The organism is Sulfuriroseicoccus oceanibius (assembly GCF_010681825.2).
Lineage (GTDB): Bacteria > Verrucomicrobiota > Verrucomicrobiia > Verrucomicrobiales > SLCJ01 > Sulfuriroseicoccus > Sulfuriroseicoccus oceanibius.
Map to the genome: position 1 here is coordinate 1,650,547 of NZ_CP066776.1, position 25,842 is coordinate 1,676,388.

General features: G+C 58.6%; 23 protein-coding genes. 15 read left to right on the plus strand and 8 right to left on the minus strand.

Features of this window, described 5'->3' with window-relative positions; genetic code table 11:
- Positions 1–159: 159 nt before the first annotated feature.
- The 7 genes from mqo to G3M56_RS06650 all read left to right on the plus strand — a co-directional run bounded on the left by mqo (position 160) and on the right by G3M56_RS06650 (position 7,047).
- Positions 160–1,671: a malate dehydrogenase (quinone) gene (gene mqo, locus G3M56_RS06620; RefSeq protein WP_164361997.1), complete on the plus strand. Its 1,512-nt coding sequence runs from the start codon at positions 160–162 to the stop codon at positions 1,669–1,671.
- Positions 1,672–1,844: 173 nt separating this feature from the next.
- Positions 1,845–2,519: a ubiquinone/menaquinone biosynthesis methyltransferase gene (locus G3M56_RS06625; RefSeq protein WP_164361367.1), complete on the plus strand. Its 675-nt coding sequence runs from the start codon at positions 1,845–1,847 to the stop codon at positions 2,517–2,519.
- Between the two features lie 221 nt (positions 2,520–2,740).
- Entirely contained in the window at positions 2,741–3,655 is a 915-nt protein-coding gene (gene argF, locus G3M56_RS06630; protein WP_164361369.1) for an ornithine carbamoyltransferase, read from the plus strand.
- Positions 3,656–3,688: 33 nt separating this feature from the next.
- Complete coding sequence (hisC, locus tag G3M56_RS06635; protein ID WP_164361371.1) at positions 3,689–4,789, plus strand: histidinol-phosphate transaminase; 1,101 nt, start codon at positions 3,689–3,691, stop codon at positions 4,787–4,789.
- Between the two features lie 23 nt (positions 4,790–4,812).
- Positions 4,813–5,481, plus strand: coding sequence for an SDR family NAD(P)-dependent oxidoreductase (locus tag G3M56_RS06640; RefSeq protein WP_235203626.1), 669 nt, complete (start codon positions 4,813–4,815; stop codon positions 5,479–5,481).
- Positions 5,482–5,604: 123 nt separating this feature from the next.
- Positions 5,605–6,183 (plus strand): tetratricopeptide repeat protein, encoded by a 579-nt coding sequence (locus tag G3M56_RS06645; protein ID WP_164361375.1) that lies wholly within the window; start codon positions 5,605–5,607, stop codon positions 6,181–6,183.
- Between the two features lie 123 nt (positions 6,184–6,306).
- A complete protein-coding gene (locus G3M56_RS06650; protein ID WP_164361377.1) occupies positions 6,307–7,047 on the plus strand; it encodes a YqjF family protein in 741 nt (246 codons plus the stop codon).
- Here G3M56_RS06650 and G3M56_RS06655 read toward each other — a convergent pair.
- Together G3M56_RS06655 and G3M56_RS06660 are read right to left on the minus strand one after the other, a co-directional pair.
- Entirely contained in the window at positions 7,044–8,120 is a 1,077-nt protein-coding gene (locus tag G3M56_RS06655) for an agmatine deiminase family protein (RefSeq protein ID WP_164361379.1), read from the minus strand. The two genes, G3M56_RS06650 and G3M56_RS06655, sit on opposite strands and share 4 nt — an antisense overlap.
- 21 nt (positions 8,121–8,141) lie before the next feature.
- A complete protein-coding gene (locus G3M56_RS06660) occupies positions 8,142–9,011 on the minus strand; it encodes an alpha/beta hydrolase (protein ID WP_164361381.1) in 870 nt (289 codons plus the stop codon).
- A 184-nt stretch (positions 9,012–9,195) separates the two neighbouring features.
- Between G3M56_RS06660 and G3M56_RS06665 the strand changes: the two genes are divergently transcribed.
- Both G3M56_RS06665 and G3M56_RS06670 read left to right on the plus strand, forming a co-directional pair.
- Positions 9,196–10,185 carry a hypothetical protein gene (locus tag G3M56_RS06665; RefSeq protein WP_164361383.1) on the plus strand — a complete coding sequence of 330 codons (990 nt, stop codon included), beginning with the start codon at positions 9,196–9,198 and terminating at the stop codon, positions 10,183–10,185.
- 232 nt (positions 10,186–10,417) lie between these two features.
- Positions 10,418–11,992: an arylsulfatase gene (locus G3M56_RS06670; RefSeq protein WP_164361385.1), complete on the plus strand. Its 1,575-nt coding sequence runs from the start codon at positions 10,418–10,420 to the stop codon at positions 11,990–11,992.
- Positions 11,993–12,761: 769 nt separating this feature from the next.
- Here the strand turns inward: G3M56_RS06670 and G3M56_RS06675 are convergent.
- On the minus strand, positions 12,762–13,196 hold the full coding sequence (locus tag G3M56_RS06675) for a peptide chain release factor family protein (protein WP_164361387.1): 435 nt from the start codon (positions 13,194–13,196) through the stop codon (positions 12,762–12,764).
- Positions 13,197–13,775: 579 nt separating this feature from the next.
- Between G3M56_RS06675 and hisA the strand changes: the two genes are divergently transcribed.
- Genes hisA through G3M56_RS06690 form a run of 3 tightly spaced genes read left to right on the plus strand, consistent with a single transcriptional unit; the run spans position 13,776 to position 16,393 of the window.
- Entirely contained in the window at positions 13,776–15,152 is a 1,377-nt protein-coding gene (gene hisA / locus G3M56_RS06680; protein ID WP_164361389.1) for a phosphoribosylformimino-5-aminoimidazole carboxamide ribotide isomerase, read from the plus strand.
- Positions 15,149–16,027 carry a M90 family metallopeptidase gene (locus tag G3M56_RS06685; RefSeq protein ID WP_164361391.1) on the plus strand — a complete coding sequence of 293 codons (879 nt, stop codon included), beginning with the start codon at positions 15,149–15,151 and terminating at the stop codon, positions 16,025–16,027. Before hisA ends, G3M56_RS06685 begins: the two co-directional genes overlap by 4 nt.
- A 12-nt stretch (positions 16,028–16,039) precedes the next feature.
- Positions 16,040–16,393, plus strand: a complete 354-nt coding sequence (locus G3M56_RS06690) for a hypothetical protein (protein ID WP_164361393.1) — start codon at positions 16,040–16,042, stop codon at positions 16,391–16,393.
- Between the two features lie 9 nt (positions 16,394–16,402).
- Here G3M56_RS06690 and G3M56_RS06695 read toward each other — a convergent pair whose 3' ends face one another.
- The 5 genes from G3M56_RS06695 to G3M56_RS06715 form a co-directional block, all read right to left on the minus strand.
- Positions 16,403–17,068 carry a phosphate signaling complex PhoU family protein gene (locus tag G3M56_RS06695; RefSeq protein ID WP_164361394.1) on the minus strand — a complete coding sequence of 222 codons (666 nt, stop codon included), beginning with the start codon at positions 17,066–17,068 and terminating at the stop codon, positions 16,403–16,405.
- A gap of 111 nt (positions 17,069–17,179) precedes the next feature.
- Positions 17,180–17,974, minus strand: coding sequence for a phosphate ABC transporter ATP-binding protein PstB (gene pstB / locus G3M56_RS06700; protein WP_164361396.1), 795 nt, complete (start codon positions 17,972–17,974; stop codon positions 17,180–17,182).
- Between the two features lie 42 nt (positions 17,975–18,016).
- Entirely contained in the window at positions 18,017–20,143 is a 2,127-nt protein-coding gene (locus G3M56_RS06705) for a PstA family ABC transporter permease (protein WP_235203627.1), read from the minus strand.
- 67 nt (positions 20,144–20,210) lie between these two features.
- Entirely contained in the window at positions 20,211–22,193 is a 1,983-nt protein-coding gene (gene pstC / locus G3M56_RS06710; protein ID WP_235203629.1) for a phosphate ABC transporter permease subunit PstC, read from the minus strand.
- Positions 22,194–22,328: 135 nt separating this feature from the next.
- A complete protein-coding gene (locus G3M56_RS06715) occupies positions 22,329–23,144 on the minus strand; it encodes a phosphate ABC transporter substrate-binding protein (RefSeq protein ID WP_164361398.1) in 816 nt (271 codons plus the stop codon).
- A 288-nt stretch (positions 23,145–23,432) separates the two neighbouring features.
- On the opposite strand from G3M56_RS06715, the gene G3M56_RS06720 reads away from it, so the two are divergent.
- The 3 genes from G3M56_RS06720 (at position 23,433) to G3M56_RS06730 (ending at position 25,784) form a co-directional block, all read left to right on the plus strand.
- The gene (locus tag G3M56_RS06720; RefSeq protein ID WP_164361400.1) at positions 23,433–24,134 is read left to right on the plus strand and encodes a phosphate signaling complex PhoU family protein; all 702 of its coding nucleotides are present in this window, start codon (positions 23,433–23,435) and stop codon (positions 24,132–24,134) included.
- Positions 24,135–24,315: 181 nt separating this feature from the next.
- Entirely contained in the window at positions 24,316–25,452 is a 1,137-nt protein-coding gene (locus G3M56_RS06725; protein ID WP_164361402.1) for a porin, read from the plus strand.
- A 143-nt stretch (positions 25,453–25,595) separates the two neighbouring features.
- The gene (locus G3M56_RS06730; protein ID WP_164361404.1) at positions 25,596–25,784 is read left to right on the plus strand and encodes a hypothetical protein; all 189 of its coding nucleotides are present in this window, start codon (positions 25,596–25,598) and stop codon (positions 25,782–25,784) included.
- Positions 25,785–25,842: the final 58 nt, after the last annotated feature.

Genomic DNA, 25,842 nt, shown 5'->3' on the forward strand with positions numbered 1-25,842 from the left:
GAGTGCGGAAACGCGCTCCGGTTATTTTTTTGCTTAGAAGGAGGGCTTTGGATTAGGGATTGAATGGTGGATTGTGGGATGTGCTTAAGGCTGAGTGATAGGTGCTAAGATTGCGTTTATGCGGTCTTGACAGTTGACGATGCGTGGCGACTGTCGGCGATGACCAAGTCTGATTCGACTCCTCGCCGTGAGACCATGCCGGAAGCCGACGTTGTATTGATCGGTGGAGGTGTGATGAGTGCCACCCTTGGGGTGTTGCTCAAGCAACTCGACCCATCGCTGAAGATCCAGATTGTGGAGGCGTTGGCGGAAGTGGCCAAAGAGAGCTCCAATCCGTGGAACAATGCGGGCACCGGACACGCAGCTTTGTGTGAGTTGAACTACACCAAGCAGGCGGCTGATGGATCGGTGGATATTTCCAAGGCGATTCAGATCAACGAAATGTTTGAGGCCTCGAAGCAGTTCTGGGCATATCTGACGGAGAAGGGGATTCTCGGGGATCCGCAGAGCTACATCAACGCGGTGCCGCACATGAGCTTTGTGCGTGGTGAGAAGAACAAAGAGTTCTTGCGTAATCGTTTCGAGAAGATGAGCGCGCACCACTTCTTCGCGGATATGGAGTACACCGAGGAAGCGGACGAAGTTTCGAAATGGGCGCCATTGCTTGGTGCTGGTCGAGATGGCGAGGAAGTGGTGGCAGCCACCCGTGCCGAGGGCGGAACCGATATCAACTTCGGTGCGCTGACCGAGGGCTTGGTGAACTTCCTGGCGGCTCAGGATGGTGTGAAGATCGCAACACACCACCTGGTGAAAGATTTGAACCGCACTAAAGACGGCAAGTGGAAGTTGAGCGTGCTCAACAAAGATCTGGGCGTGGTGCGTGAGGTTGTAACTCCATTTGTGTTTGTCGGTGCCGGTGGCGCGAGTTTGCCATTGCTGCAGAAGTCGGGCATTCCGGAAGGCAAGGGTTTCGGCGGTTTCCCTGTGAGCGGTCAGTTCCTGGTGTGTGATCGCCCGGAGGTGGTTGAGCGTCACGAGGCGAAAGTTTACGGCAAGGCTGCAGTGGGGGCGCCACCGATGTCGGTGCCACACTTGGACACCCGTGTGATCGACGGCAAGAAGACTTTGTTGTTCGGCCCGTTTGCGGGCTTCTCGCCGAAGTTCCTCAAAGAGGGGTCGCTGCTGGACCTGCCGGGTTCGGTGAAGATGACCAACCTGGTGCCTATGTTGGCGGTGGGGATTGATAACATGGATCTGACCAAGTATCTGATCGACCAGTGCATGCAGACCAGTGACGACCGCATGGCGGAGTTGCGCGAGTTCTTCCCAGAAGCGAAGGCGGAGGACTGGCGTCTGGAGATTGCTGGTCAGCGCGTGCAGGTGATCAAGAAACACCCGCGCAAGGGTGGGGTATTGCAATTTGGTACCGAGCTGGTCGCGGCGGGTGATGGCTCATTGGCCGCTCTGCTGGGTGCGAGTCCGGGTGCATCGACTGCAGTGTCGGTGATGCTCGACGTGTTGGAGAAGTGCTTTGCTGGTCGATTGGACGAGTGGCGTGACAAGTTGGGTGAGATTGTGCCTGGTTACGTGGCGGATACAGTGAACGATGCCGAGGCGTATCGCTCGATCCGCGAGCGCGTGGACAAAGTGCTCAAGCTGGCCGCAGAGTAGCGGGCGGGTTCCCAGAGGCTCGGTTTGGCGGGTCGCTGGTGATCGCAGATAGATTGCTGAGGCCGGGCGTGGATGCGCCCGGCCTCATTTTGTGTGCGTGCATTGGGAGCGTTGGCGAATGAGCGGTGGCAATTGGTGGGGGATGATGTATGTCATTAGCGAAGATAAAAGCCATGCAAGATCCCAAATACGTCCGCAGTGCCTTTGCCCGAATCGCCGATCGTTACGTGGTGACCAACCATGTGTTGAGTTTGGGGATTGATGTGTTGTGGCGCAAAAAGGTCGGACGGATTGTCGCGGCCGAGCAGCCGAAAGATGTGCTCGACCTGGCGACGGGCTCGGGGGATCTGGCGGCGGAGATCCAGGGGCGCGTGCCCGAGGCGACTGTGGTGGGTGCGGACTTCTGCGTGCCGATGCTCGACGAAGCGCGCAAGCGCGGGCTCAAGCATCTGGTGGCGGCCGACGGGATGGCCTTGCCATTTGCCGACAACTCATTCGACGTGGCGACGGTGGCGTTTGGTTTGCGCAATATGGCCTCGTGGGACCAGGGGTTGAAGGAGATGGGGCGCGTGTTGCGTCCGGGGGGCTTGTTGCTGGTGCTCGACTTTTCGTTGCCGACCGGGATCCTGCGTGCGCCGTATCGGTTCTATTTGCACAAGGTGCTGCCGAACGTGGCGGGCACGTTGACCGGCCAGCGCGATGCGTATGCGTACCTTGGGGGGACGATTGAGAAGTTCCCTTCGGGCGGAGACATGGTGGCGATGATTGAGCGCAATGGCTTGCGCGATGCGAAAGCGGATCCGTTGTCGTTTGGTGTGGCGTCGATCTACACCGCGCGCAAAGGCTAGGGCGTTGATCCAACAGGTTCCCGTTTGATAGATTGCGGTGCCGATCCAGCTGTCGTTGCGGTGTGGGGCAGCGGGGGGGAATTGTCTTGGATGGGCTTTGGTCGGCCTCGTGACAAATCCGCTGTGGTCACCGAAAATGGTTGCGTCGATGGCCGATCCGGTCTCACCTTGTCGCTTCCCCGATAGCCGGGGAATTAGAAGAAAATCTCCCCATCATTGCTATGAAGCACCTTCTCGGAATCCAACACTGCACCGCCTCGGACCTTGAACGCATGATTGAACTCGGCGAAGCCGCCAAGCGTGATCGCGGCAGCGCCCATAGCGCTCATGCCAAGTTGCTCGACAACCAGGTCTGGGGACTGATTTTCAGCAAGGCTTCGACCCGTACGAGGGTTAGCTTCGAAGTGGGCGTGCGCGAAATGGGCGGCACCTCGCTCTACCTTTCGGCCCGTGATATGCAACTCGGACGTGGCGAGCCGATCGAAGATACCGCCCGCGTGCTCGGACGCATGGTGCACGGCGCGATCATCCGCACGTTCGAACAAAGCGACGTCGAGACATTTGCCAAGTACTCGGGCATTCCAACCATCAACGCGCTGACCGACGAAGAGCACCCATGTCAGATCATTGCGGACCTCCTGACCGTGCGCGAGCGCTTCGGTACCTGGGAAGGACGCAAGATCGTCTACCTCGGTGACGGCGACAACAACATGTCCCGTTCGTGGATGTGGGCGGCCGAGCGACTTGGCTTCGAGCTCGTCATTGCCGCACCGGAGATGTGCATGCCTTCGAAGGAATACCAGCAGCAGTTTAGCTCGGGGCACGTGACCTTCACTGGTGATGTGGAATCGGCTGTGGCAGACGCCAGCGTGCTCTACACCGATGTCTGGGTGAGCATGGGCCAGGAAGACATGGAAGATAATGGCCGCGAAGCCGCGCTTCAGGCATTCCAGGTCAACCACGAGATGGTCAAGAAGGCTGCGGACGATGCGATCGTATTGCACTGTCTTCCAGCCTACCGTGGCAAGGAGATCACCGCCGAGTTGCTCGAGGAGCGCCAGCAGGAGATCTTCACCCAGGCCGAGAACCGTCTGCACGCGCAGAAGGGTGTGATGCAGTACCTCGTGCGCGGCTAACCGCGCGCTGAACAATCTATCCATTCATTTGTTATGAATTCATCTATTTGGGATATTGCCCACCCGCAGTTGCGTGACCTGGTGGCTTACGAGCCAGGCAAGCCGATCGACGACGTGGCCCGCGACATGGGCTTGGAGCCGGACCAGATCGTCAAGCTGGCGTCGAACGAGAACCCATTGGGTCCGTCGCCGAAGGCGATCGAGGCGATGGCCGACGCGGTCAAGGGAGTGAACATCTACCCGGACGGAGCGGCGTACCATTTGCGCAATGCCATTGCCGACAAGTTCGACCTCAAGCGAGAGAATGTCGTGCTGGGGTGTGGCTCGAATGAGATCATCGAGCTGCTTGGGCACGGCTTCCTCAAGCCGGGCACCAATATCGTGACCGCCGACCATGCGTTTGTCGTCTACAAGCTGATGGCGACGCTTTTTGGTGCGGAGACCAAAGAGATTGCCGACCCTGGGTTCGTGCACGATCTCGATGCGATGGCCGAGGCGATCGACGAAAACACGCGTGAGGTTTTCATCGCTAACCCGAACAACCCAACCGGTACGCTCGTGGATCAGGAGGCGATTGACCGCTTCATGGAGAAGGTGCCGGATCACGTGATTGTGGTCTTTGACGAGGCGTACTATGAGTTCCTCGACACTCCGCCGGACACGCTCAAGTACGTGCGTGAAGGGCGCAACGTGGTGGTGCTGCGTACGTTCTCCAAGATCCAGGGGCTCGCAGGAACGCGCACCGGTTATGGGTTGATGAAGCCTGAACTTGCCGAGGTGCTGCAGAAGTGCCGTCAGCCATTCAACACGAACATGGTGGGCCAGGCCGGAGCATTGGCGGGCTTGCTCGACGAAGAGCACCAGCAGAAGACCAAGGCGCTGACCGACGAAGGGCGTGAGTTCTTCCAGCAGAGCTTCGAGGAAATGGGGCTGGAGTACGTGCCGAGCTTTGCCAACTTCGTGTTGGTGAAGGTGGGCGACGGCGATAAGCTTTTTGCCGAGATGATGAAGAAGGGCGTGATCGTGCGTGCGATGCGCGGATACAAACTGCCTGAATGGGTGCGCATTTCGATTGGCACGATGGATGAGAACCGTCGCTGCATCGAGGTGATGAAAGAGTTGCTCGGCAAATAGCCGGCAACGGGTTCAGAGTTCCCATGACGATGAGTTCTTCGGTCCATCAGGATGCACCTGTGGTGGTGATCACTGGTGGGCGCGGAGGGCTGGGGAGTGCCCTGGCTAAAGCCTTTGCCGAAGCTGGCTGGATGGTGCATGCGCCGGGGCGCGATGCGTTGGATGTGGCGTCTGCCGAGTCGGTGGACGCCTATTTTTCCCAACTGGGTGCGGTGGATGTGCTGGTCAACAACGCGGGCATTACGCGCGATACGCCGTTGCTCAAGATGAGCGAGGCCCAGTGGGACGAGGTGATCGATGTGAACTTGAATGGCGCGGCACGATGCGCGCGCGCTGTGGTGCGTGGGATGGTGAAACGGCGGCGGGGGGCGATTGTCAATGTGTCGTCGTACTCGGCGCTGAGCGGGCCAGCTGGGCAGGCGAACTACGCGGCCGCCAAAGCGGGGCTGATTGGGTTCACCAAAGCACTAGCGAAAGAAGTAGGGGGCCGAGGCGTGCGGGTGAATGCGGTGCTGCCTGGTTTTCTTGAGACGAAGATGACCGACCAAGTCAGTGATGCGGTCAAGGAGCGGGCCCGGGCGGCGCATGCGTTGGGGCAGTTCAACACGGCAGAGCAGGCGGCTGAGTTTGTGGTCAACTTGGTGCGGATGGATGCTGTGTCTGGTCAGGTGTTCCAGCTTGACTCGCGTTAGCGTGGCAATGGTAGGTCGGGGAGCGCGAGCGAGGTGGAGGTGTTGTCGGTGTTTTTCAAATTGTCGCGAGCTATTTACTTTTTATGTGGTCTTTTGATTCCTGACTGGGATAAGTTACTCGTTATGAAATTTCATACCCCATTTGGATTGAGTCGGTGCCTGCGGTCCTTGGCCGTCGTGGCGTGTTCGCTTTCGGTTGTGCTGCCGGCGGCTGCCGACAGGGGAGGGAAGACGGTGGATGGTTTGTTCCGCGAGGCGCGAGTTGCTTATGAACGTGGCAACTACGAGGTGGCAGAGGAGGGGTTCCGCAAGATCTTGCGCCAGATGCCGAACCACATCCCGTCACGCGCATATTTGAAGAAGGTCAAAGATGCCAAGGAGGCTGCGGAAAAGGTGGAGTTCAAAGATGAGTTGTCGGCACTGGTGATCAAAGAGGTGACTTTGAAGAACGCATCGCTCAATGAGGCGGTGGACTATCTGCGCAAGAAGGTGCCGGAGTTGGTCAAGGTTTCCGATAATCCCGGGCTCAACGTGAACTTCGTCGTGTTTGCCAGGGCGGAAGAGGCGGACAAAGAGACCATCACTGAGTTGAGTTTGAACAACATCCCGGTGACCAAGTTTATTGATTATGTCGGGAGGATGTCGGGATTCGTTCCGGTGTATTCCGACGGGATTGTCGAGCTGCGTCCGGCGGAGCGGTAGTCTGCGCGAACGTACTGATTTTCAGCCGGCGTGTCACCAGGGTGGCCGCCGGTTATTTTTTTGATCGCGGTGAGCTTGTTATGCATTGGGGCAGGGACCTTCTTTCGGTAGGGTCATGCGGATATGGCTCATCCCTCATTGGCATTCACAGACCACCGGCCGTGGCCGCTACCCGACCAGCGGTGGCGCTGGCGGCAGTCGTGGAATGATTTGGCTTTCGTGCACTACAAGGTAGACGCGAAGCGGCTGAGGGAGTTGGTGCCTGCCAAATATGAGATCGACCGGTTTGCGGGCGATGCGTGGGTTTCGGTGGTGCCGTTTATGATGGAAGATGTGGCGCCGCAGGGGATGCCTTGTGTGTTTCCCTTCCGTAGCTTTCCCGAGTTGAACTTGCGGACATACGTCACCCACGGCGGCAAGCCCGGTGTCTTTTTCTTCAGTCTCGATGCGGCGAACCTGCCATTGGTCGTCGGGGGCAATGCAATATATGGGGTTCCGTACAAGTATGCGCGAATGGCTTACATTCAGCGTGACGGAGTGCGGGAGTTTGTGAGCCGCCGCTATGGTAGTGCGGTGAATTTCCGCGCGATGATCAAACCGCTGGGACCGGAGTTTGAGGCGGCCGCAGGTACGCTTGAGGAATGGCTAAGCGAGCGCTATTGTCTCTACTCAGTGGGCGTGGCAGGCGCTTATTACCGAGTGGAGGTTCATCACAAGAAGTGGCCGCTGAGGGAGTGCGCGGTCGAGCTGATTGAGAATGATCTGCTCAAGCCCTTCGGGCTGGAGGTCGACGAATCCAGCGCGCTGTGTCATTTCAGTCCGGGTGTGGATGTGGTGTCGTTTCGGCCTGAGCGTCTGGATTAACCCAGCGCAGGTTGTTGCTGCGAGATGCAGTGAAGCGCCCCGCCTTCCTGGACCAAGTCGAGGCAGTCGATTGGGATGATTTGGCGGTCAGGAAAGAGCTCGGCAAGAATTGTCTGGGCGCGCTCGTCGTTCTTCGGCTGGCGGAAGGTCGGCATCAGAACGGCCCCATTGAGGATGAGGAAATTGACGTAGCTGGCGGGAAGCACCGGCAAGCGCCAGCCCGGGACCTCGCAGGCCTCGGGTTGGGGCATTTCGACGATGCGGAATGGATTGCCGTCGGCATTGCGGAACGAATGCAAGCGCTTCAAGTTGCTCTGGAGCACCTGATGGTTCGGTGATTGTGGGTCGTTGTCCACGGCGGCGACGATGGTCCGGTCGTCTGTGAAGCGAGCCAGGTCGTCGATGTGGCCGTCCGTGTCGTCGCCTTCGATGCCAGATTCGAGCCACAGGATGTCGCGGACGCCGAGGAAGTCGCGCAACTTGCACTCGATCTGCTCGCGGGTGAGGTGTGGGTTGCGGTTCGGGTTGAGCAACACGGCTTCGGTGGTGAGCAATTGGCCGCGGCCGTTGATCTCGATCGATCCTCCTTCGAGGATGATCCCGGCATTATAGCGCTTCAGCCCGAGAGACTGCGCAATTTGCGATGGGATGGTGTCGTCGGTGTCGAATGGAGTGAACTTTTCTCCCCAGCCGTTGAACCCCCAATCGGTGAGCGCGAGTGAGTTGGTTTTCGGGTTCACCACAAAGATTGGTCCGTGGTCTCGGCACCAGACGTCGTCATGCGGGTGGGCGAACAATTCGCAACGATCCATCACGGCGCCAGTCTGCTCGAGCATCTGGCGGATGGCCTCGTGGTCTGCCGGTCTGGCGTTGATCCGCACAGGCTGGAAGCGGCTGATGGCGGTCGCGATTTCAGCAAACTTGGACTGGATCACATCGGCGCCGTCGGTGGCGCTCCAATGTGGGTTGTCGCGGTTGGGCCAGCTGAGCCAGATGGCGTCCTGAGCTGCCCATTCCGGGGGCATGGCGTAGCCCGACGCGGCGGGCGTGGTCGATTCGGCCTGTGTGGTCATGAGACGAGGCGGGCGATGGGCTTAGGCCTGGAGTGTGCTTTCCAAGTCCGATGGCGGCAGCAGGCCTTCGCCGATGAGGAAGCTGTCGGCAGCGAGGATGGAGTTCTCGTAGAGACGCTCGTTGACGTTGAGATTGTAGAAGCTGTTGTCGACCCCGTCGTAGGGGATGAGCTCGCAGTGGTTCTTCTTGCGCTTCATGCTGCGGGCGAAGCGCTGGGAAACTTTGATCGGGAGGGTACGGTCCTTCGAGCCGTGGGCGATGAATGTGGACGGTGTTCCTTTCTTGATCTGTTTGATCGGGTTCAATCCGCGGATGGCCGAGCGAGTGGCGAACCATGGCAAGGCGCTTGGAATGAGGCGCAGGTCGAGCAGAGGGTTGAAGAAAACCTGGGCGACGGGCAGCACGACGGGGACGTCGACATCCTTGTCTTCGCGCAGGCCCATGCCGAGCACGGCGGCCAGCCAGGCGCCACCGCCACCTCCGGCGACGACGACTCTTGATGGATCAATGCCGAGCGGGCCGGCGTTGTTGATGACTTCCTTCCACGCATCGCGGGCATCCTGTAGGGCGTCGATGATGCCGTTGCCTCCGGTGTCCCGGATGCGGTAATCGACGGCGATGGCGGTCATGCCGCGGTAGGCGAAGTGCAGGCAATGCGGGGCGAACTGACTGACTTGTCCGCTGTCCCACATGCTGCTGAAAAAGAAGAGGATGGCTGGAACTCCGTTGGGCGAACGCACTGCGGCGTCGGGATCCGCGTGGAAGACGTAGAGCGCGCGGTGCTCGCATTGGTCGTCTTCATCTCCGTAAAGGAAATGCTCACCTCGTGCGAGGAGTTCTCGGTTCCGGTCTACGGAACGGATCGCACGCTGAGCGGTGAGGGAATTCATGGGCGAACGGAGGGAAATCGGAGTGAGATGCAATTCCGCGTGGCGATCCTGTAGCGCGGGCATACATGATTGCCGCAATCGACAATTTCGGCAACAGGAAACGGTTGCTCAGTGCCGCCAAAAATTCCCGTGATACGGGCTGGTCATCGATTGGGGATCGCGGCAGGGTGGGCGCGTGATGACAATGAGTGCTTCAACAATTGGAATTTCGTCGCGCTTTGTGACGGTGGCGATGCGGCTGATGATGCTGGTTTTGTGTCTGGCTCTGGTGGTGCCGGCGACAGCGCAGGCACCGGGAGCTGGGGAGCGTGAGCTGCGTGATCGCTTGCAACGGGTGTATCGGGCGTGGGCCGGGGCGATGCGTGACCGCAATCTGGATGCGTGGCAGAGCTCATCGACCCAGGCGTTACAGAATGAGGTGCGCAACCAGATCGTGTCGCAGAAGCTGCCGTACCCACGGGCTTTGTTTGAGTCGCCGTTGATGGCACCGCAGGTTTCGCGTCTGCGTTTTGTCAGAGCGCGTCAGGTAGGTGACGAGGCGCAGTTGGTGTATTTCGGGCGCTTTGACGCGGGCTTGATCGAGGAGGGCAAGCGTCCGCCGGAGAATTTGTTGGTGATTTGGTTTGGTAGAGAGCAAGGCGGATGGGCTGTCGGGCGGATTCAGATGCTCGATCTGGATCCGATGCCGGAAGTGCGGGCGAAGATGCGGCGCTTCGATTACAGCTTTCTCGACGAGCCGGGGTTCGTGGTGGACGGGGTGCTGCCCAAGGTGGCCAAGCTGGCGCCACGGCCCGACTTCATTGGCAAAGTGTTCGCGATCTCTTTTAACGAGAGCACAGAGGTCATGATCAACGGTGTGAGTGATCATTCCTTTGGCGCCACACGGGCCGCCCAGTTGGTGCTGGGTGGGTTCAAGCGAGGAGAGAATACCGTGAGCGTGAAGGTTTCCCCATTGGCTGAAGGTCAGGAGCCGGCGGATACGCTGGATGACAATGCGCCGTACGTGATCCGCTTGTATTTGATGCCGGACGATCCGAGCAAGCAGTTCCCTGTGATTGTTTGGCGTTATGAGTCGGAAGACGGGACGGCACCGAGCGAGCCGATTGAGGCGACCTTCGTGATCGATGACAAGGTGATCGAGCAACGTTACCGCCGACCGGATTCAGCGCGGTAGTCCTGCGCTGTGACGTTTTCATCCAACAAAAGCCAGCCTCTCGTTATGAGGGCTGGCTTTTTTGATGGGCTGGCGTGCTGGCCCGCATCCGAGGCAGTACGGATGACCGTATCTCATGACCCGTCCGCGTGGTTAGCTCGCGACAATGGCGCGTGAACCCACATTTCGTGAGGACCACCATGGTCGATCGGCTGGCGGGAAACGGAGCCTGAAAACTGTACCTCGATACCCAATGAAACGAACAAAATTGTTCTCAGCCAAACGGATGGCGCTTGCATGGTTGTGCGGCGTCGCTTCGGCGGTGAGCCTCTACGCCGCTGACAAACCCAATATTCTAGTCATCTGGGGCGATGACGTCGGTCAGTCCAACATCAGTGCCTACACCCGCGGGCTGATGGGGTACACTACGCCGAATATCGATCGGATCGCCAACGAGGGCATGTTGTTCACCGATTATTACGGCGAGCAAAGTTGTACTGCCGGGCGCTCGTCCTTCATCATGGGGCAGAGTGTGTTCAGGACGGGACTGTCCAAGGTCGGGCTGCCGGGAGCCAAGGAGGGGATGATGGTCGAGGATCCTACAATCGCCGGGTTGCTCAAGGATCAAGGGTACGCCACGGGGCAATTTGGAAAAAACCACCTTGGGGATCGGGACGAGCATTTGCCCACCAACCACGGGTTTGATGAGTTTTTTGGCAATCTGTACCACTTGAACGCGGAAGAAGAGCCAGAGAACTACGACTATCCGAAGGACCCTGAGTTTCATAAAAAGTTCGGTCCTCGTGGTGTGATCAAGTCCACGGCCGGAGGTGAGATTGAGGATACCGGGCCGCTGACCAAAAAGCGCATGGAAACGGTGGATGATGAGACGGTGGCCGCTGCCATCGATTTTATCCGGCGTCAGGAGAAGGCTGGGAAGCCTTGGTTTGTTTGGTGGAGCGGAACCCGGATGCACTTCCGCACCCATGTGAGTGAGGAGAAGATGGCGCAGATCAAGAAGCAGTACCCGAATGCGGATGAGTACACCTGCGGCATGCTGGAGCACGATATGCATATCGGTCAGTTTCTCGACCTTCTGGACGAATTGGGGATCGCCGATAACACGATTGTGCACTATTCCACAGACAACGGTCCGCACTACAATACGTGGCCGGATGCGGCGTCCACTCCGTTCCGAGGAGAGAAGAACACGAACTGGGAGGGCGGATGGCGCGTTCCTTGTGCTGTGCGCTGGCCGGGGACGATCAAGCCGGGATCCGTGAGCAATGGAATCGTCCACCACATGGACTGGCTGCCTACATTCCTGGCGGCTGCAGGGAAGGCGGATATCAAGGAAGACCTGCTTGATGGTTATTCCAGTGAGGCTCTGGGGCGTGACTACAAAGTCCACCTCGATGGTTACGATCTTACCGAGCATTTGAAAGAGCCTCAGGCAAAAGCTAGCCCGCGTAAGGAGGTCTTTTATTTCTCTGATGATGGGGATCTGACCGCACTGCGTTACTTGGATTGGAAGGTGATCTTTATGGAGCAGAAAACCACGGGAACCTTCCGCGTTTGGATGGAGCCGTTTGTTCCGCTGCGTGTGCCATTGATCTTCAACCTGCGTCGTGACCCGTACGAGCGCGCTGAAGAGACCTCGAACACGTACTACGATTGGATGATCGATCGTGCGTTCCTGCTGGTGCCGGCGCAGGCATTTGTGGGTGGGTTCCTTGAGACCTTCAAAGAGTTTCCTCCGCGTCAGGAGGCGGCGTCTTTCTCACTCGATAAAGTGATGAGGAAACTGAGTGAGGGCCCAAGTAGTTAGTGGCTGGAATTTGTGTGTGTGCCCGTTCCTTCATGTATTTGAGGGGGCGGGCTTTTTTTGTGATTGGGGATGCGGACGGGCGTTTCGGCGCGGGGGGGTGGCCATCGGTATTCCGTTGCGCTTCGGTGGTGTCACAGGCTCGGCCGGGTGGGGGGCGTGCGCAAAACCCAGGGTGTGGTCGCCTGAGGCTCCCGTCACCCTGGGCTGATTTGCGCTTCCCCTTCAGGGATGATGTTGGTGGGGCCGGTGTTGAAATTGGCTCCCTTGATGATCTTGGGGGGGATTGCGTGCGGTTTCCCATCGCCGACAGCAATGCCGTCCCACCAGCGCTGCGCGTGCGTGGTTCGGGCGCCAAACGGATGATGGCGCATTGCGAGCAACGACAGGAGAGCCATTGGTCCATCGGGGAATGGTCGGCAAGCGTGTTGCGATGGAGCTATCCCGCGGCGGCGGGATAGAGAGTGGTTCACGTCATTCTGAGGGATTCACCACAGCCCACTTGAATCCCTCAATCCTCTAATCTGTGGAAAAAAAAAACGCGACCAGCGGTGACCGACGTGCCGTTCGCCTATTCCGGAACTGGTCGCCCTTCGGGATCTTTGGGGCTTTGCGTGGGATTACCCATCGACGGCAGGAATGCCTTACCACCAGCGCTGCGCGTGGGTAATGGGTTTCCTTGTCTTTATCCTCATCCGAATCTTTATCGGATTTGCGTGGGTCGAAGGCGGGGAATGCCGGTCAGTGTGCAGGGAATCTGGACCGATCCGGGCTAATCCTGCGAGGGTTTGCGGCGCAGGTCTTTTTTGCGCGAGTGGCGGGTTTTCGCCTCTCTGTGGCGTTTTTTTGCGGCGGCGCCGGGTTTCCGGTGTTTGGCGCGTTGGGCGGCGCGGCGGCGTTTCTTTGCCAGCGAGTGTTGTTGGTTGAGCTCTTCGATCTTTTCGAGAAGGCGTTCGCGGGCGAGGAGTCGGTTGCGGCTGCGTGAGCGCGAATCCTGGCATCGGATGTCGATGTTGAGTCCGATGTGCCGGAGCTGGACGCAGGAGTGGGTTTTGTTGATCTTCTGGCCACCGGAGCCCTCTCCCAGAGTGAAGCGTTCGATCAGGTCTTCTTCCTCGACTCCCAAGTCGGCCAGTCTGCGGTTGATTTCACTCAGCGGGTCGCATGGGATTTGATCGGATTCGTGGTTCTGGCTCGGCTCTGTCATGGGGATTAGACTTCCGTAAGATGCTCTAATTTGGCATCTTGTCGAGTGATCGGGGAGTGCCGGTCACACCATTATGAGAAGCGACGACATCGATCTGGAAGTCGAAGTGGCATGCCCTTACTGCGGGCAGTCTTTTACCATGTTGGAACCCCCGCCACCGGATCGCCCCTGCATCCTGGATTACGACTGTGAGGTGTGCTGTCATCCGCTGGTGTTGACCTTGGAGGGGAGCGGTGAATTGGCCGCCGCGACTTGTCACGGCGAATAATACCATTTAAACGGTCACCTTGTCGGAACCGATGGGGATTGAGTGAGTAGGATCAGAGATGAAGAAAGTGATCTTGGCGGGATCTTTTTGAGTGATGCTGCGTTGCTCACAGCTCAGGTAGCCCTCTAGCATCGCGGTTCGCGCCTTACCTCACTCGAATAAGCTCTCCGCCATTCCGCCAACTTGACCGTTCAAATGGTATAAGCATCTGGTTCGGGACCGGCGTAGTAGGCACAACCGTGGACTAAGGGCGGAGATGGCACGATTCTATGGTGGCGCGATCGTTGGGATCGCGTTATCGATTCGGGGTCATGATCGTACTCGACACCCGCGAACTTACCTCCTGCACGCAAATTGATTGGTCCCGTTGGCGTCCTACGATGCACGCCACGTTGTTGTTTGTAATGATTGACGGGCGGATCTTGTTGATGCGCAAGAAGCGGGGGATTGGCGCGGGCAAGGTCAATGGTCCGGGAGGTAAGATTGATCCGGGCGAGAATGCGGCGTCCTGCGCGGTGCGCGAGGTGCGTGAGGAGTTGATGATTGAGGTTGAGCCTGAGGCGTTGCTCAAGCGGGGCGAGTTGTTTTTCCAGTTTCGCGACGGGCTCTCGATCCACTGCACGGTATTCTCGTGCGATGCGTATTCGGGGGAACCGACCGAGACCGACGAGGCGGTGCCGATGTGGTGTGATGTGGATGCGGTTCCGTATGACGAGATGTGGGCGGACGACGCGCGTTGGCTACCACGCGTCATTGAGGGGGATAACTTCTGCGGGCATTTCATTTTTGATGAGGATGAGATGATCGACGAGGACGTGGTTTTTGGAGGGGAGGCCGAGCGACGCTGGGTGGATGGCGACGGTGTGGGCGTGCCGCGCTTTGCCAATGCGCTGAGTTACGGCGTGGGGAGTACCAGTTTCCGTCCATGCATTGACCTCCACTCAGGGCAGGTGAAGCAGATCGTTGGGGGCTCGTTGACGGATGATGGCGAGGGGTTGAAGACAAACTTTGTGAGTGAGCGTGATGCGGCGTGGTTTGCTGCCAAGTACAAGCAGGACGCGCTGCGAGGCGGGCACGTGATCAAGTTGGGGCCGGGCAATGACGAAGCCGCGCGCTCGGCATTGGCCGCGTATCCGGGCGGATTGCAGATCGGCGGTGGCATCACTGCGGAGAATGCGGCCGAGTGGATTGCTGCAGGGGCGTCCCACGTGATTGTCACGTCCTATCTTTTCGATTCGGAGGGCAAGTTCCGTCAGGACAGGCTCGATGCGCTGGTAGCAGCTGTCGGGCGCGAGCGCCTGGTGATCGACCTCAGTTGCAGGCGTCAATCGGATGGAGGCTGGGTGGTTGCGATGAACCGCTGGCAGACATTGACCGACATGACGCTGAATCGGGAATCGCTCGAGCGGCTTGCCGAGTTCTGCGATGAATTCTTGATCCACGCGGCCGATGTCGAAGGGATGTGCGGAGGAATCGATGAAGAGTTGGTTCAGGCGCTGGGTGAATGGTCGCCGATCCCGGTGACGTATGCCGGCGGTGCTCGATCGATTGACGATTTGGAGTTGGTCAACCGGTTGAGCAACGGGCACGTCGATCTGACGATTGGTAGTGCGTTGGATTTGTTTGGCGGTGACTTGATCCGCTATGACGACTGTGTGGCCTTCAACCGCGAGGGGGAAAAGCGGTGAGCCCGGTATTAGCGGATTCGGGACATTGGTTCGGCGCGTTGGGGGCGGCGACGATATTCACGCTGGCAGCGGTGCCCTTGGTGTTGGGCGCGCGCAAGCGGCGACGACGCACGCGATGGATGGAGGAGGGGCTGCCGTCAGAGGACCAGCAATTGTTGGCGGAGCGGGTTTGGTTTTACCATTTGGCGCCGGATGAGGTGCGCCGTGACTTTGACCGTGTGCTACGGGTGTTTCTCGAGGAGAAGCGATTTGAGGCGTGCGGAGGGCTGGACGAGGTCACGCGCGAGATGCAGTTGGTGATCGGTGCACAGGCTTGTTTGTTGGTGTTTGGGCGTGCCCGTTCAATGGGCGCCAAAGCGCTGGCGCCGTATGACAAGCTGGCGTCGATCTTGATCTATCCGAGTACCTTTGTCGCACGGCGGGAAGGTGTGTGGGATGAGGATGATCAGGGTGATGTGTTGCTAGGTGAGTCGTGGTCGACGGGATCGTTGATCCTGGCGTGGGACTCGGTGGAGCGAGGATTGGAGAACCGTCACGACGGACACAACGTGGTGATGCATGAGTTTGCGCATCAGCTGGACCAATCGGATGTGGCTGATGGTGTGCCTGAGCTGTCTAGCAGTGAGCAGGCCAGGCGCTGGGCGGCTGCATTTGCGCCGGCCTACAGGCGCTTGCTGGATGCCGTTGAGGACGGCCGCCGGTCTGTGCTGGATGAGTATGGTGCGACCAACCCTGCGGAGTTTTTCGCGGTCGCTACCGAGACGTTTTTTGAGAAACCCCGCCAACTGCAGGAAGACGAGCCGGAGCTCTACGAGCAACTCAAGCGGTACTATCATCTCGATCCACTTGGCTGGCCGCGGGTGCGTGAGCAATGAGCGTTAGCCCCAATGAAGGCTCCAAATGAAAAACAGCGCGCCCGCTTGGTTCGGGCGTCGCGCAAGGCGGCAAAGCGCCAGACGGTGGCTTCGCGCGAGGCGGTACGCAGTCTGCGCGTGCAGACCGTTGCTACGTGGAAGCGTGTGGTGCTGGCTGTTGCCGGCGTGTTGTTGATGAGCCTGGCCGCTGTGGTTTACGTGACTCAGGGGGCTCTGGTCGGCGCTGCGTTGATCGGGACCACCGGGGTGGGCGTGCTGATCTTCGGAGTGGTCGGCAGGAAGCACTCCATCGATCGAGCGATCCGCGGGCTCGACGCGTCTGTGAGCAACCAGTTGATCGATGCGATCTTCGATCAACTGGGGTAATCCGATGTGTTAAACCGCTTCTTCGTTGAGGAAGAGTACCTCGCGGGCGACGTTGATGCTTTGTTTGACCACGTTGCGCATGCAGCGGGCGACGACGATCAGGTCGATGACTGTTTGCAGGTCTTCCGCGCTCGAGCCCTCGACGAGTTCGTCAGCGAGGTTGTCGATGGTTTGGTTGATTTGTTCGCGCAGAGGTTTGCTGGCTTCGATCGACTCGACGGCGAGCTCAGGGTTGCGCTCCGTGTAGGAGATGAGGCAGTCCTCGAAGTGCTTGCGGGTGGAGACGTAGAGGTGCTCCATGCCGTCGGCGAGGCGGTGTTTCGGGGTGGTGTTGAGTACCAGGGCCCGGCGGGCGATGGTCACGCTCTGGTCGCCGATGCGCTCGAAAGCACTGCACAAGTGCATGCTGGCGATGGTGGTGCGCATGTCGATGGCGACGGGGCGGAAGCGCAGCTGCAACTCGATCAGCGCACGGTTGATCTCATTTTCCAGCCGGTCGATCTGGTCATCCGCCTCGATGGTCGCTTCGCAGAGTGCGTTGTCTCGGGTCAGGAACCCTTTGGCCGCATCGGCTAGAGCCGCACGACTGCGGCTGGCCATCGTGAGCAGGTCTTGATTGACCCGCTTGAAGGCTCCTTCGAGTTCCGAAGAAATGTGAGGTGTTTGGTTGATCATCTGGAGGAGGTACCGGGTTGCGGTAGAGGGTGGGGCAGTTTATCCGCCAAGCGGGAAATCGGCGAGCCGCGAATGTGCGACGGGATGGATCCGTGACGAGTACTTGGAAACTTAGCCGAAGCGGCCGGTGATGTAGTCTTCGGTTTGTTTCTTCGATGGGTTGCCGAAGATCTTCTGGGTACGGTCGAACTCGATCAGCTCACCGAGGTAGAAGAATGCGGTGTTGTTTGAGACACGGCTGGCCTGGGACATCGAGTGGGTGACGATGACGATGGTGAATTCGGAGGCGAGTTCGGTGATCAGTTCCTCCACTTTGGCGGTGGCGATGGGGTCGAGAGCCGAGCATGGCTCGTCCATCAGGATGATCTTGGGCTGCACGGCGATGGCGCGTGCGATGCACAGGCGCTGCTGCTGGCCGCCGGAGAGACCGAGGGCGCTGGAGTGGAGGCGGTCTTTGACTTCCTCCCAGAGGGCGGCGCTGCGGAGGGATCGTTCCACGGCTTCGTCGAGGCGCTTTTTGTTCTTCTCACCGGCAATCCGCAGGCCGTAGCTGACGTTGTCGTAGATCGACTTCGGGAACGGATTGTACTTCTGGAATACCATGCCCACATGCTTGCGCAGCTGAATGGCATCGACCTTGGGAGCGTTGATATCCTGGCCCAGAATACGGATTTCGCCTGTGGTGATCTTCGAGCTGTCGACCAGATCGTTCATGCGGTTGAGGCAGCGAAGGAGGGTGGATTTGCCGCAACCCGACGGGCCAATGAACGCGGTGACTTCTTGCGCCGGGATATCCAGCGAGATGTTCTTGAGCGTATTGGTTTTGCCGTTGTCGTAGCTGAACGAGAGGTCGTCGATCTCGATGAGAGCCGACTTTTCGGTGGTCGATTCAGGTGTGGTGGACATGAGAATGGGGACGGTTGAAAGTGATCGGGAAAGGGGTGGATCTTACCAGGAAAGCTTCTTGCGGGCGCGGATGCGGAGCCAGACGGAAAGCCCGGCGAACAACATCACGACGAGAAGGAAGAGGAGCGTGGAGCCGTACTGCATTGGCTCGGTGAACTCGGACTGCGGGATGCGGCCTGCGACAGTGTAGATGTGATAAGGCAGGGCTTGAACCGACTGGAAGAAGAATGATTCGATGCCGCTGAGCAAGCCGTCGTTACCGATTCCTTCCCAAGGAAGTTCCGAGCGGGCTGCCACGGCGGCGGTGAACATGATCGGTGCGGTTTCACCGGCGACCCGAGTGATGCCCAGCACCGAGGCGGTCAGGATGCCAGGGAACGCATAGGGCAGAACTGCGGTGCGGATGGCTTGCCATTTGGAGGCACCCAGTGCGAGTGACGCTTCGCGGAAGCCCATCGGCACGGCTCTGAGTGACTCCTCACAGGAAGTAATGATCACAGGTAGCACCATGATGGCCAGGGTGAGACCACCGGCGAGGATGGATGTGCCCCAGCCCTCGAACGAGAGGTAGGTGCGGCCGGTGTAGAATTGCTTCGCGCCGGCGACAGTGGCTGCGGTGGTGGCTTCGCTGGTGCTGGTGCCTTTTTCGAAGATCATGATCGAATCCCGCTCGGCCTTGCGCAGCGATGGTTGCTCAATGGCTGGCCACAATGGGATGCGGAACGCGTCTTTTGAGTTTGGAGTCGACGTCAGGCGCGGAGCCAGCAACACGAACAATCCAAGGCCGAACAGACCAAAGATAATGGAAGGGACGCCTGCCAGGTTGAGCATCGCCAGACGCACGCTTTTAAGGTAGACGCCGTCTTTCGAATATTCGTTGAGGAAGACTGCTGCCGAGATGCCGACGAAGAGAGCGACGGTAATGCAGAGTGTGACCAGAAGCGCGGTTCCCACGAGTGGTCCGAGCACGCCGCCGCCGGAATACGAGTAGGTGTCTTCGTTGGCGATCTTGAGCGAGTCGTTGAGTTCCGCCATTGCCACGCGTTCGCGGTTAGGCATGGAGAGGTCGACGGGTTCCGGGATGTCGAAGGTGACGAGATCGCGGGTGGTGGTGCGGGTTCCCTTTGAGGTGAGTGGGATGTGTGGCTGGTCGGCCTGGAAGCCGGCGAGCTCGTTTTGTGGCAGCACGAGCGTGACCGGCTTGTCGAAGTCGGCGACGATCACACCGTCCGGCGAGCTTTGGCGGAGGCCGATGTTCGCTCCTGGGTTGGTGGCCTTGATGGTGAATGCGAGATCAAATGGCAACTGGTAGCGGCCGGCCGAGACGATGACCTTGCGGCGGGTCTCTGTGACTTCGCTCGCGGTCGATGATGCCACCGGCAGCGGTTGGTCGGTATCCGTGACTTGTTCGAAGAGGTCGTCGCTAAAGCGGAGGGATTGCTCCGATGGGATCTCGACTTCGAATGGGGTCGACTCCGGATCATCTTCGGCAGGAATGCCCTGGACGATGAAGATCAACTCGGTGGGGTCGAGCGCGGTGAGTGTGGATTTGGTGAGAGTGGTGCGGCCGGCTGGAACGACGATGTCGTGTACGGTGTTTTCGAGTACCAGTGGTTCGTTGGCCTTGAGCTCAAGGGACGATTCCACACCAGCACCGATCTGCTGCCAGGTGGCTTCGTCAAAGACGAGGGTGGTATCGTTCTCGAAGCCAATTGCCAGCGTGGTGTCCTTGCTGCGTTGGTTGAAATTGACGTACAAGTCGTCGTTGTGTTCTTCAAGCGTGCTGAGCCAGCCGTCCATGATCAAATGGGAGCCTGCAGCCAGTTCGAAAACTTCGAGAGTCGATGTCTCGGTGGATTCGGTGAGGTTTGCCGGCTCGAAGTCCGGATTGTAAATGCCGAGTACCTCGAAGTCCTCCTTTTGCATGCGGATGCCCTTGGACTGGTCGAACTCGCTCACGACGAGTGTTTCCGGGCTGCGGGTCAGGAAGTGGCTTCCGTATTGCCACAGGACCGGCGTGCCTTGGTAGATGATCTTGCCGAAGATGAACGCGGCGCAAAGAAGGATGAAGTAGGTTGCTGCGATGAACAAACCGCGCACAGTGAGTTCTTTGGAGCGGCCTTGCTTCTTGCGGCCTACAAACGGGACATTGGATGGTGCCTGGCTCATGGGGAAATCAGGGATGGGGTGGCAACAATTGGAAGGTGTGCTGGAAATCGTGGATCCGGATGGGCGGTTAGTTGTGCTTGGAGAACTTTCTGACCACTTTTTGGGCGACGAAGTTGAGCACGAGGGCGATTAGGAACAGAACCAAGCCCACCATGAAGAGGGCCCGCCAGTGCAAGCTGGCTTCGCTGACCTCACCCATTTCCTGAGCGATGATGCCGGTCATGGTGTGTGACGGATCGGTGATGACGCCGAGGCCTTTGGAGAAGTCTGGGACTGCGATGCGGTTGCCGGCCACGAGGAGCACGACCATGGTTTCGCCGATCACGCGGCCGAACCCGAGCAGCACGGCAGCGAGGATGCCGGAGAGCGCGGCGGGGAAGACGACTTTGAGGACGGTTTGGAGCTTGCTGGCACCGAGTGCGAGGGAAGCTTCGGTATTCGCTCGTGGGACGTTGTTGAGGGCGTCTTCGGCAAGGGTGAAAATGGTTGGGATCGCCATGAACGAGAGCAGCGTGCCTGCGTTGAGCATGTTGAGGCGCTGGTCAATTGGGAAGCCTGGAAGCAGGTCGGCGAGCCATTCGGTTTTGCTGATGGTTTGAAGCAGTTCGCCGAGCACGAGAATGCCGAAAAGGCCGAGAACGATCGATGGGATCGCGCCGATGAACTCAATTGCCGGCTTGATCAGATTGCGCTCGGTTGGAGACGACAACTGGTTGACGTAAACCGCCGCACCAACCGCGAACGGGACGGAGATGACCAAGGCGATCAGGGCGATAATCAATGACCCTGAGAAGAGTGGGGCGAGTCCGTAGAAGTCCTGCCATGAGCTGTTGGTGACCCATTGTTTGCCAAAGAAGAAGCCGAAGAACGTGCGGGCTCCGGAGTAGTTTTCCTCGTGGTTCCAAGAGCGGATTTGTTGGCGGGCTGTGTTGGTGACCTCTTCGAGCTCCTTGGCTTTGATCTTGGCCTGGTTGAATGCCTTGCGGGCTTTGTTGTCGGTGAGTAAGCGTTCGTCAAGCATTGGCAACGCGGCGCGGGTGCCCTGCAAGAGGGAGTCGATGGCGGCGGCGTGGCGGTCGCGCGAGGCGTAGAGCGGGGCATTGCGCTCGGCGTAGGCCGGAGGGGTGGTCAGAATACGCGCGGCTTCGATTTCGGCGCGGCGGCGGTCTTCCTCGGTGGTGAGGTTGGCGGCGCCTTGTTCCAGAGCGGCGCGGCGGGCGATGGCGCTCTTGTAGGCTTCGGCGAGGCCCTTGGTTTTCAGTGCATGCGGGACGAGCTCGTCGATCAACGCGTCGAGCTCCGAGCGTGACTTGCGCAAGGCGTTGAGGCCGTCGAGGAATGGCGCGAGAGTCTCAACCGCTTTTGCTTTTGCCTCGTCGCGCTCGGCCTTGGTTTGGGTGATGAATGGGTGTTCTTCGTCGGTGGCGATCTTGTGTTGTACCGCTTCGATCGCGCGCTTGAAGTCGTCCTTGCTTGGTTTGCCCTCAGGGCGCTCGAGGTCTTCAATGGTGGCTTCGGCGAGCCAGTTGTCTGTCAGTTCTTTGATCCGGACATTGGCCTGGGCGATCTCTTTCTCGGCGGCGGTTTTGATTGATGGGTCAATCTCAGCGGCGATGGATTCGGCGCGCTCCTGGGCGCGGTCCTTGAGTTTGCGTGGTCCCTTGGCTGCCTTCTTGGCGTTGTAGAGGAGCTCGTTGTAGGTCTCGAGTACGTCTTCCCACTGCTGGGTGCGTCCGTAGACCTCCTTGCCGTAGGCCTGGGCGGTGAGGGAGACCACCTTGCGGTGAGCCGACGACTCCTCGCGCATGTAGTCGACAAATTCCTGACCGGACAAGCGGTAGACGCGCAAGCTCTCGCGGTAGTCCGGGAAGAAGAACACAGCTTCCTTTGCGAGGAAGAAGCAGATCGCTGCGATCACCACTACCGCCGTGGCCGCGTTGGTGCCGAAGAAGGACTTGATGAGCGACTGTACCCGGATGCCAAGAATGCGTTTCTCACCGCGGCTCTTCTTGAACGGGTTGTCGTGCGAATTGCGCTTGCTGATCTTCATGGGGCGATAGCTGGAAAGTGACCGGAGCAGATGCCCGGAATTTGCCACAAGAAAGACCGCATAGTTGGCCCGGAGGCAACTATGCGGTCTGTGACGAATTAGTCGCAGAAAACGATTCCGCGCTGTGAGGTGTGCTTACTTGGCAGCGATGAAGCCGACCTTTTCAATCACTTTGCCAGCGATTGGCGAGGTGGTGGCCCAGTCGATGAACTTCTTCACTTCACCGGTAGGCTGACCCACGGTGTAGTAGTAAAGGTTACGTGAAAGGGCGTAATCCGATGCGTTCTCCGGGGTTGGAGCCACGCCTTCAACCTGCACTGGCTTGATGCCGTCCTTCTTGACGTAGGCAAGACCAACGTAACCGATGCCATTTGGGTTCTCGGCGCACTCGGATGCGATCTGCTCGTTGCCAGCCATCTTCTGGGTAGCCGAACCGTAGTCGCGCTTGTTCATGCCAAGCTTCTGGAAGGTCTTGTAGGTGCCGGATGCGGTGTTGCGGGTGTACACAGCGATCTTGCCTGGCTTGCCGCCAACTTCACTCCAGTCGGTGATGTCACCGGTGAAGATACCTTCGATTTGCTGCTTGGTGAGGTCGCTCACGCCGTTCGACTCATTAACGATAACGGCGATCATGTCGACGCCTGCGACGTGCTCGACGAGGTCTTTGCCAGCAGCGGTGAACTTGTTCTTCTCCTTGTCCTTGGCGCCGCGGGAGCTCATGCCGATGTCAGCGGTTCCACCTTCAAGTGCGGTGAATGCCTGGGAGGACCCTTCAGCGGCGATTTCGAAGTTCACGTCGTTGCCGAGAGCTTTGTAGGCTTCAGCAAGCTGAGGAACCATCTTGGCACCGAGGGTGTCGGATCCTTTGATCGCGATCTTGTTCTGGGCGGTGGCGGCGATGGTCAGAGCGGCGCCGGTGGCAACTGCGAGGGCGATAGACTTGAGTGTCATTTTTTCTTTGGGTTGGTGTGTAAGTAGAGGGTGTTGGGCGGTGACAGCCAGAGGGGATGTCCTGCCCAAGCGATAAAACACAAACCGATTTTTGTGGGTTCTGCCAACGCTTGGATTGTCACAAAAATGACTTCTATGCTGGTGTTGTTTAATGCGTTGCTGTGGTATCTTCGGCGATCCGTAAATACAGACGCGCGCTGCGCGTGACTAACATTTATAGCGCATTTTTAGCGGTGCTTGTGTCTGTGTGGCTTTACTTAACGAATTCCCATTTCACTATCTGATTCCATGTCTGATTCCGGCCATATTTTGACCCAGTTTGATGATGCTCTGAAATCTCTTGGCGCCGATGTCGCCGGACTGAAACCTGTATTGGTAGGGGGCCTGGAGGCCGTCGAGCGTGCATTGATGGCCGGCGATGTGCGCGGGCTTCAGGATGTGCGGGAAGAGGCAGCCTCCATCGAGAGGTCGGTGGCGGATGTGGAGAATGCCGGGCGATTGATCCTGGTGCGCTTCCGCCCGGTCGCAACGGATCTTCGTTATGTCTTGGCTCGAGTTCGCGTTTGCTCCGTGGCAATGGAGTTGGCGGAAGAGTTGGCCGAGCTTGCAAAGCGTGCCCTGGCATTGGTAGAGGCCAACGAGGCCGGGGAGCCGGATGTGCTTGCCGAGATGCAGCGGGTACGCCCGTTGTTTGACATGGCGGTGAACGAGCTGCGCGATGGCTTGGATGCTCTCGAGGGGCCGGATGTCGATCTGGCTGCATCGGTGCGCCGCCGGGACGCGGAGCTTGACCAACTGCATGCGCAGTTGATCTCGGACTTTATCGACAGCCTCTCCAGCGATGGGCGGGGGAAGGCACACAGTGCGCGCTGGTTGGTAGATGCTGTGTTCCTGGTGCGTTCGATTGAGCGGGTGGGGGATCTGGCGAAGAACATCGCCGACGAGGTTGTGTTCGTCGCCACAGCCAAGGCGGATTATCACGCTGGTTGATATATAACGTAACTGTCACATACGCGGCGTAGACTCCTAACGGCAAACGATCTAGGTATCGCCGTCGATCGGGAAAGTGGTTCAGAGCTGCCGGACGGATCGAAACACCTTTCCGCTGGGCGTTGGCTTGTGATTCAGGGCGATGCCGAGCGGTTTGAAAAACACACCATCCATAATCTAGATGAATACAAACTACCTCAACGTTAAGGCAGCAGCTGTTGCTTCCGTGGCGCTCCTCGGTGCTTTTTCGGCACAGGCAGGTGAGTCGGCCAAGTCGACCAAGGCACCAATCGCTCCAGCGGTCGAAGAGACCCCACTTTGTGAGAAGATTTTCAAGGCGACGACCTTCAAGTTCGACAACGACATCGTCAACGAATTCAAGATCATCGGCCGCTACCAGGGACAGTACCACTGGGTGGACGCCAACCAGGGTAACGAAGATTCGTACGAAACACGCCGCTGGCGTATCGGTGCCCAGGCCAAGATGTTCAACAAGAAGTTGAAGATCAAAAACAACTGGAACATCGACGGTCTTGACGACGACGGCGACGACGTCGCTTTCGACTCGATCGACGAAGCTGTGGCCTCCCTCAAGGTGACCGACGGATTCACCCTTTCCGCTGGTAAGCAGAAGCCTGAGATCACCCGCGAGTACAGCATCTCGTCGAAGAAGATCCTTACCATTGAGCGTTCCGCGATCGTCAACCAGCTGACTCCTGAGAAGGCTTGGGGTGTGCACGGTGAATTCGGTGCAGACAAAGTGACCATCCACGGTGGTGTGTACGCTTCGCAGTTCGAAGGTGAGTACGACGAGTGGTTCGACACCGACGGTGGTGCGTTCTTCCTTGGTAGCATCGGCTACGAGCTTGGTGAGAAGCAGGACATCCGCCTCGACTACACCTACACCGACCAGAGCGGCAACGCGGCTCCAGGTGCTGAGAACGTGGTCTCCCTGAGCTACGACGGTCAGTACGGTGACTTCCGCCTGATCGCTGACGTCATCGGCGGTTTCGGTGGTGGTACCGACGTGACCGGAGTGGTGCTTCTTCCATCCTACAAGGTTACCGACAAGCTCGAAGCTGTGGGCCGCCTCCAGTACTCCGACGGAGACGTGGTGATCCAGAAGCGCTACGAGCGTCGTGTGGCTGACAAAGCTGCTGAAGACTACTTCGCCGCTTATGCTGGCTTGAACTACTACGTTTGCAGCCACAACCTCAAGTTCATGGCTGGTGTCGAGTACGCTAACGCGACTGGTCACGGCTCGGACACAGGGTTCGACGGATTCACCTACCTCGTGGGTGCCCGTTTGTACTTCTAAGCCGCGATTGAGCGTTTAGATAGCTTCATATTGTGTGCCTCCGGTGGCTTCGGCTGCCGGAGGTTTTTTTGTGCCCTCGGACGCGGCGGTTGCAGGGCCGGGCGGTCATTTTCGCGCGACCGATGTGTGATTGGGCTCCCGTAATGAAGACGTTGGTCGCTATGTGTTGGCTCTCGATCTTCGAGGTTGTCGAGGTTGTCGAGGTTGTCGAGGTTGTTGAGGTTGTTGAGGTTGTTGAGGTTGTTGAGGTTGTTGAGGTTGTTGAGGTTGTCGAGGTTGTCGAGGTTGTCGAGGTTGTCGAGGTTGTCGCGAAGCGACAGGTTACTGGTTAGCCGGAGGTTTCAACCTCCGGATATGAGTGCACGGATGAGGCGTCCCATAGGGACGGTT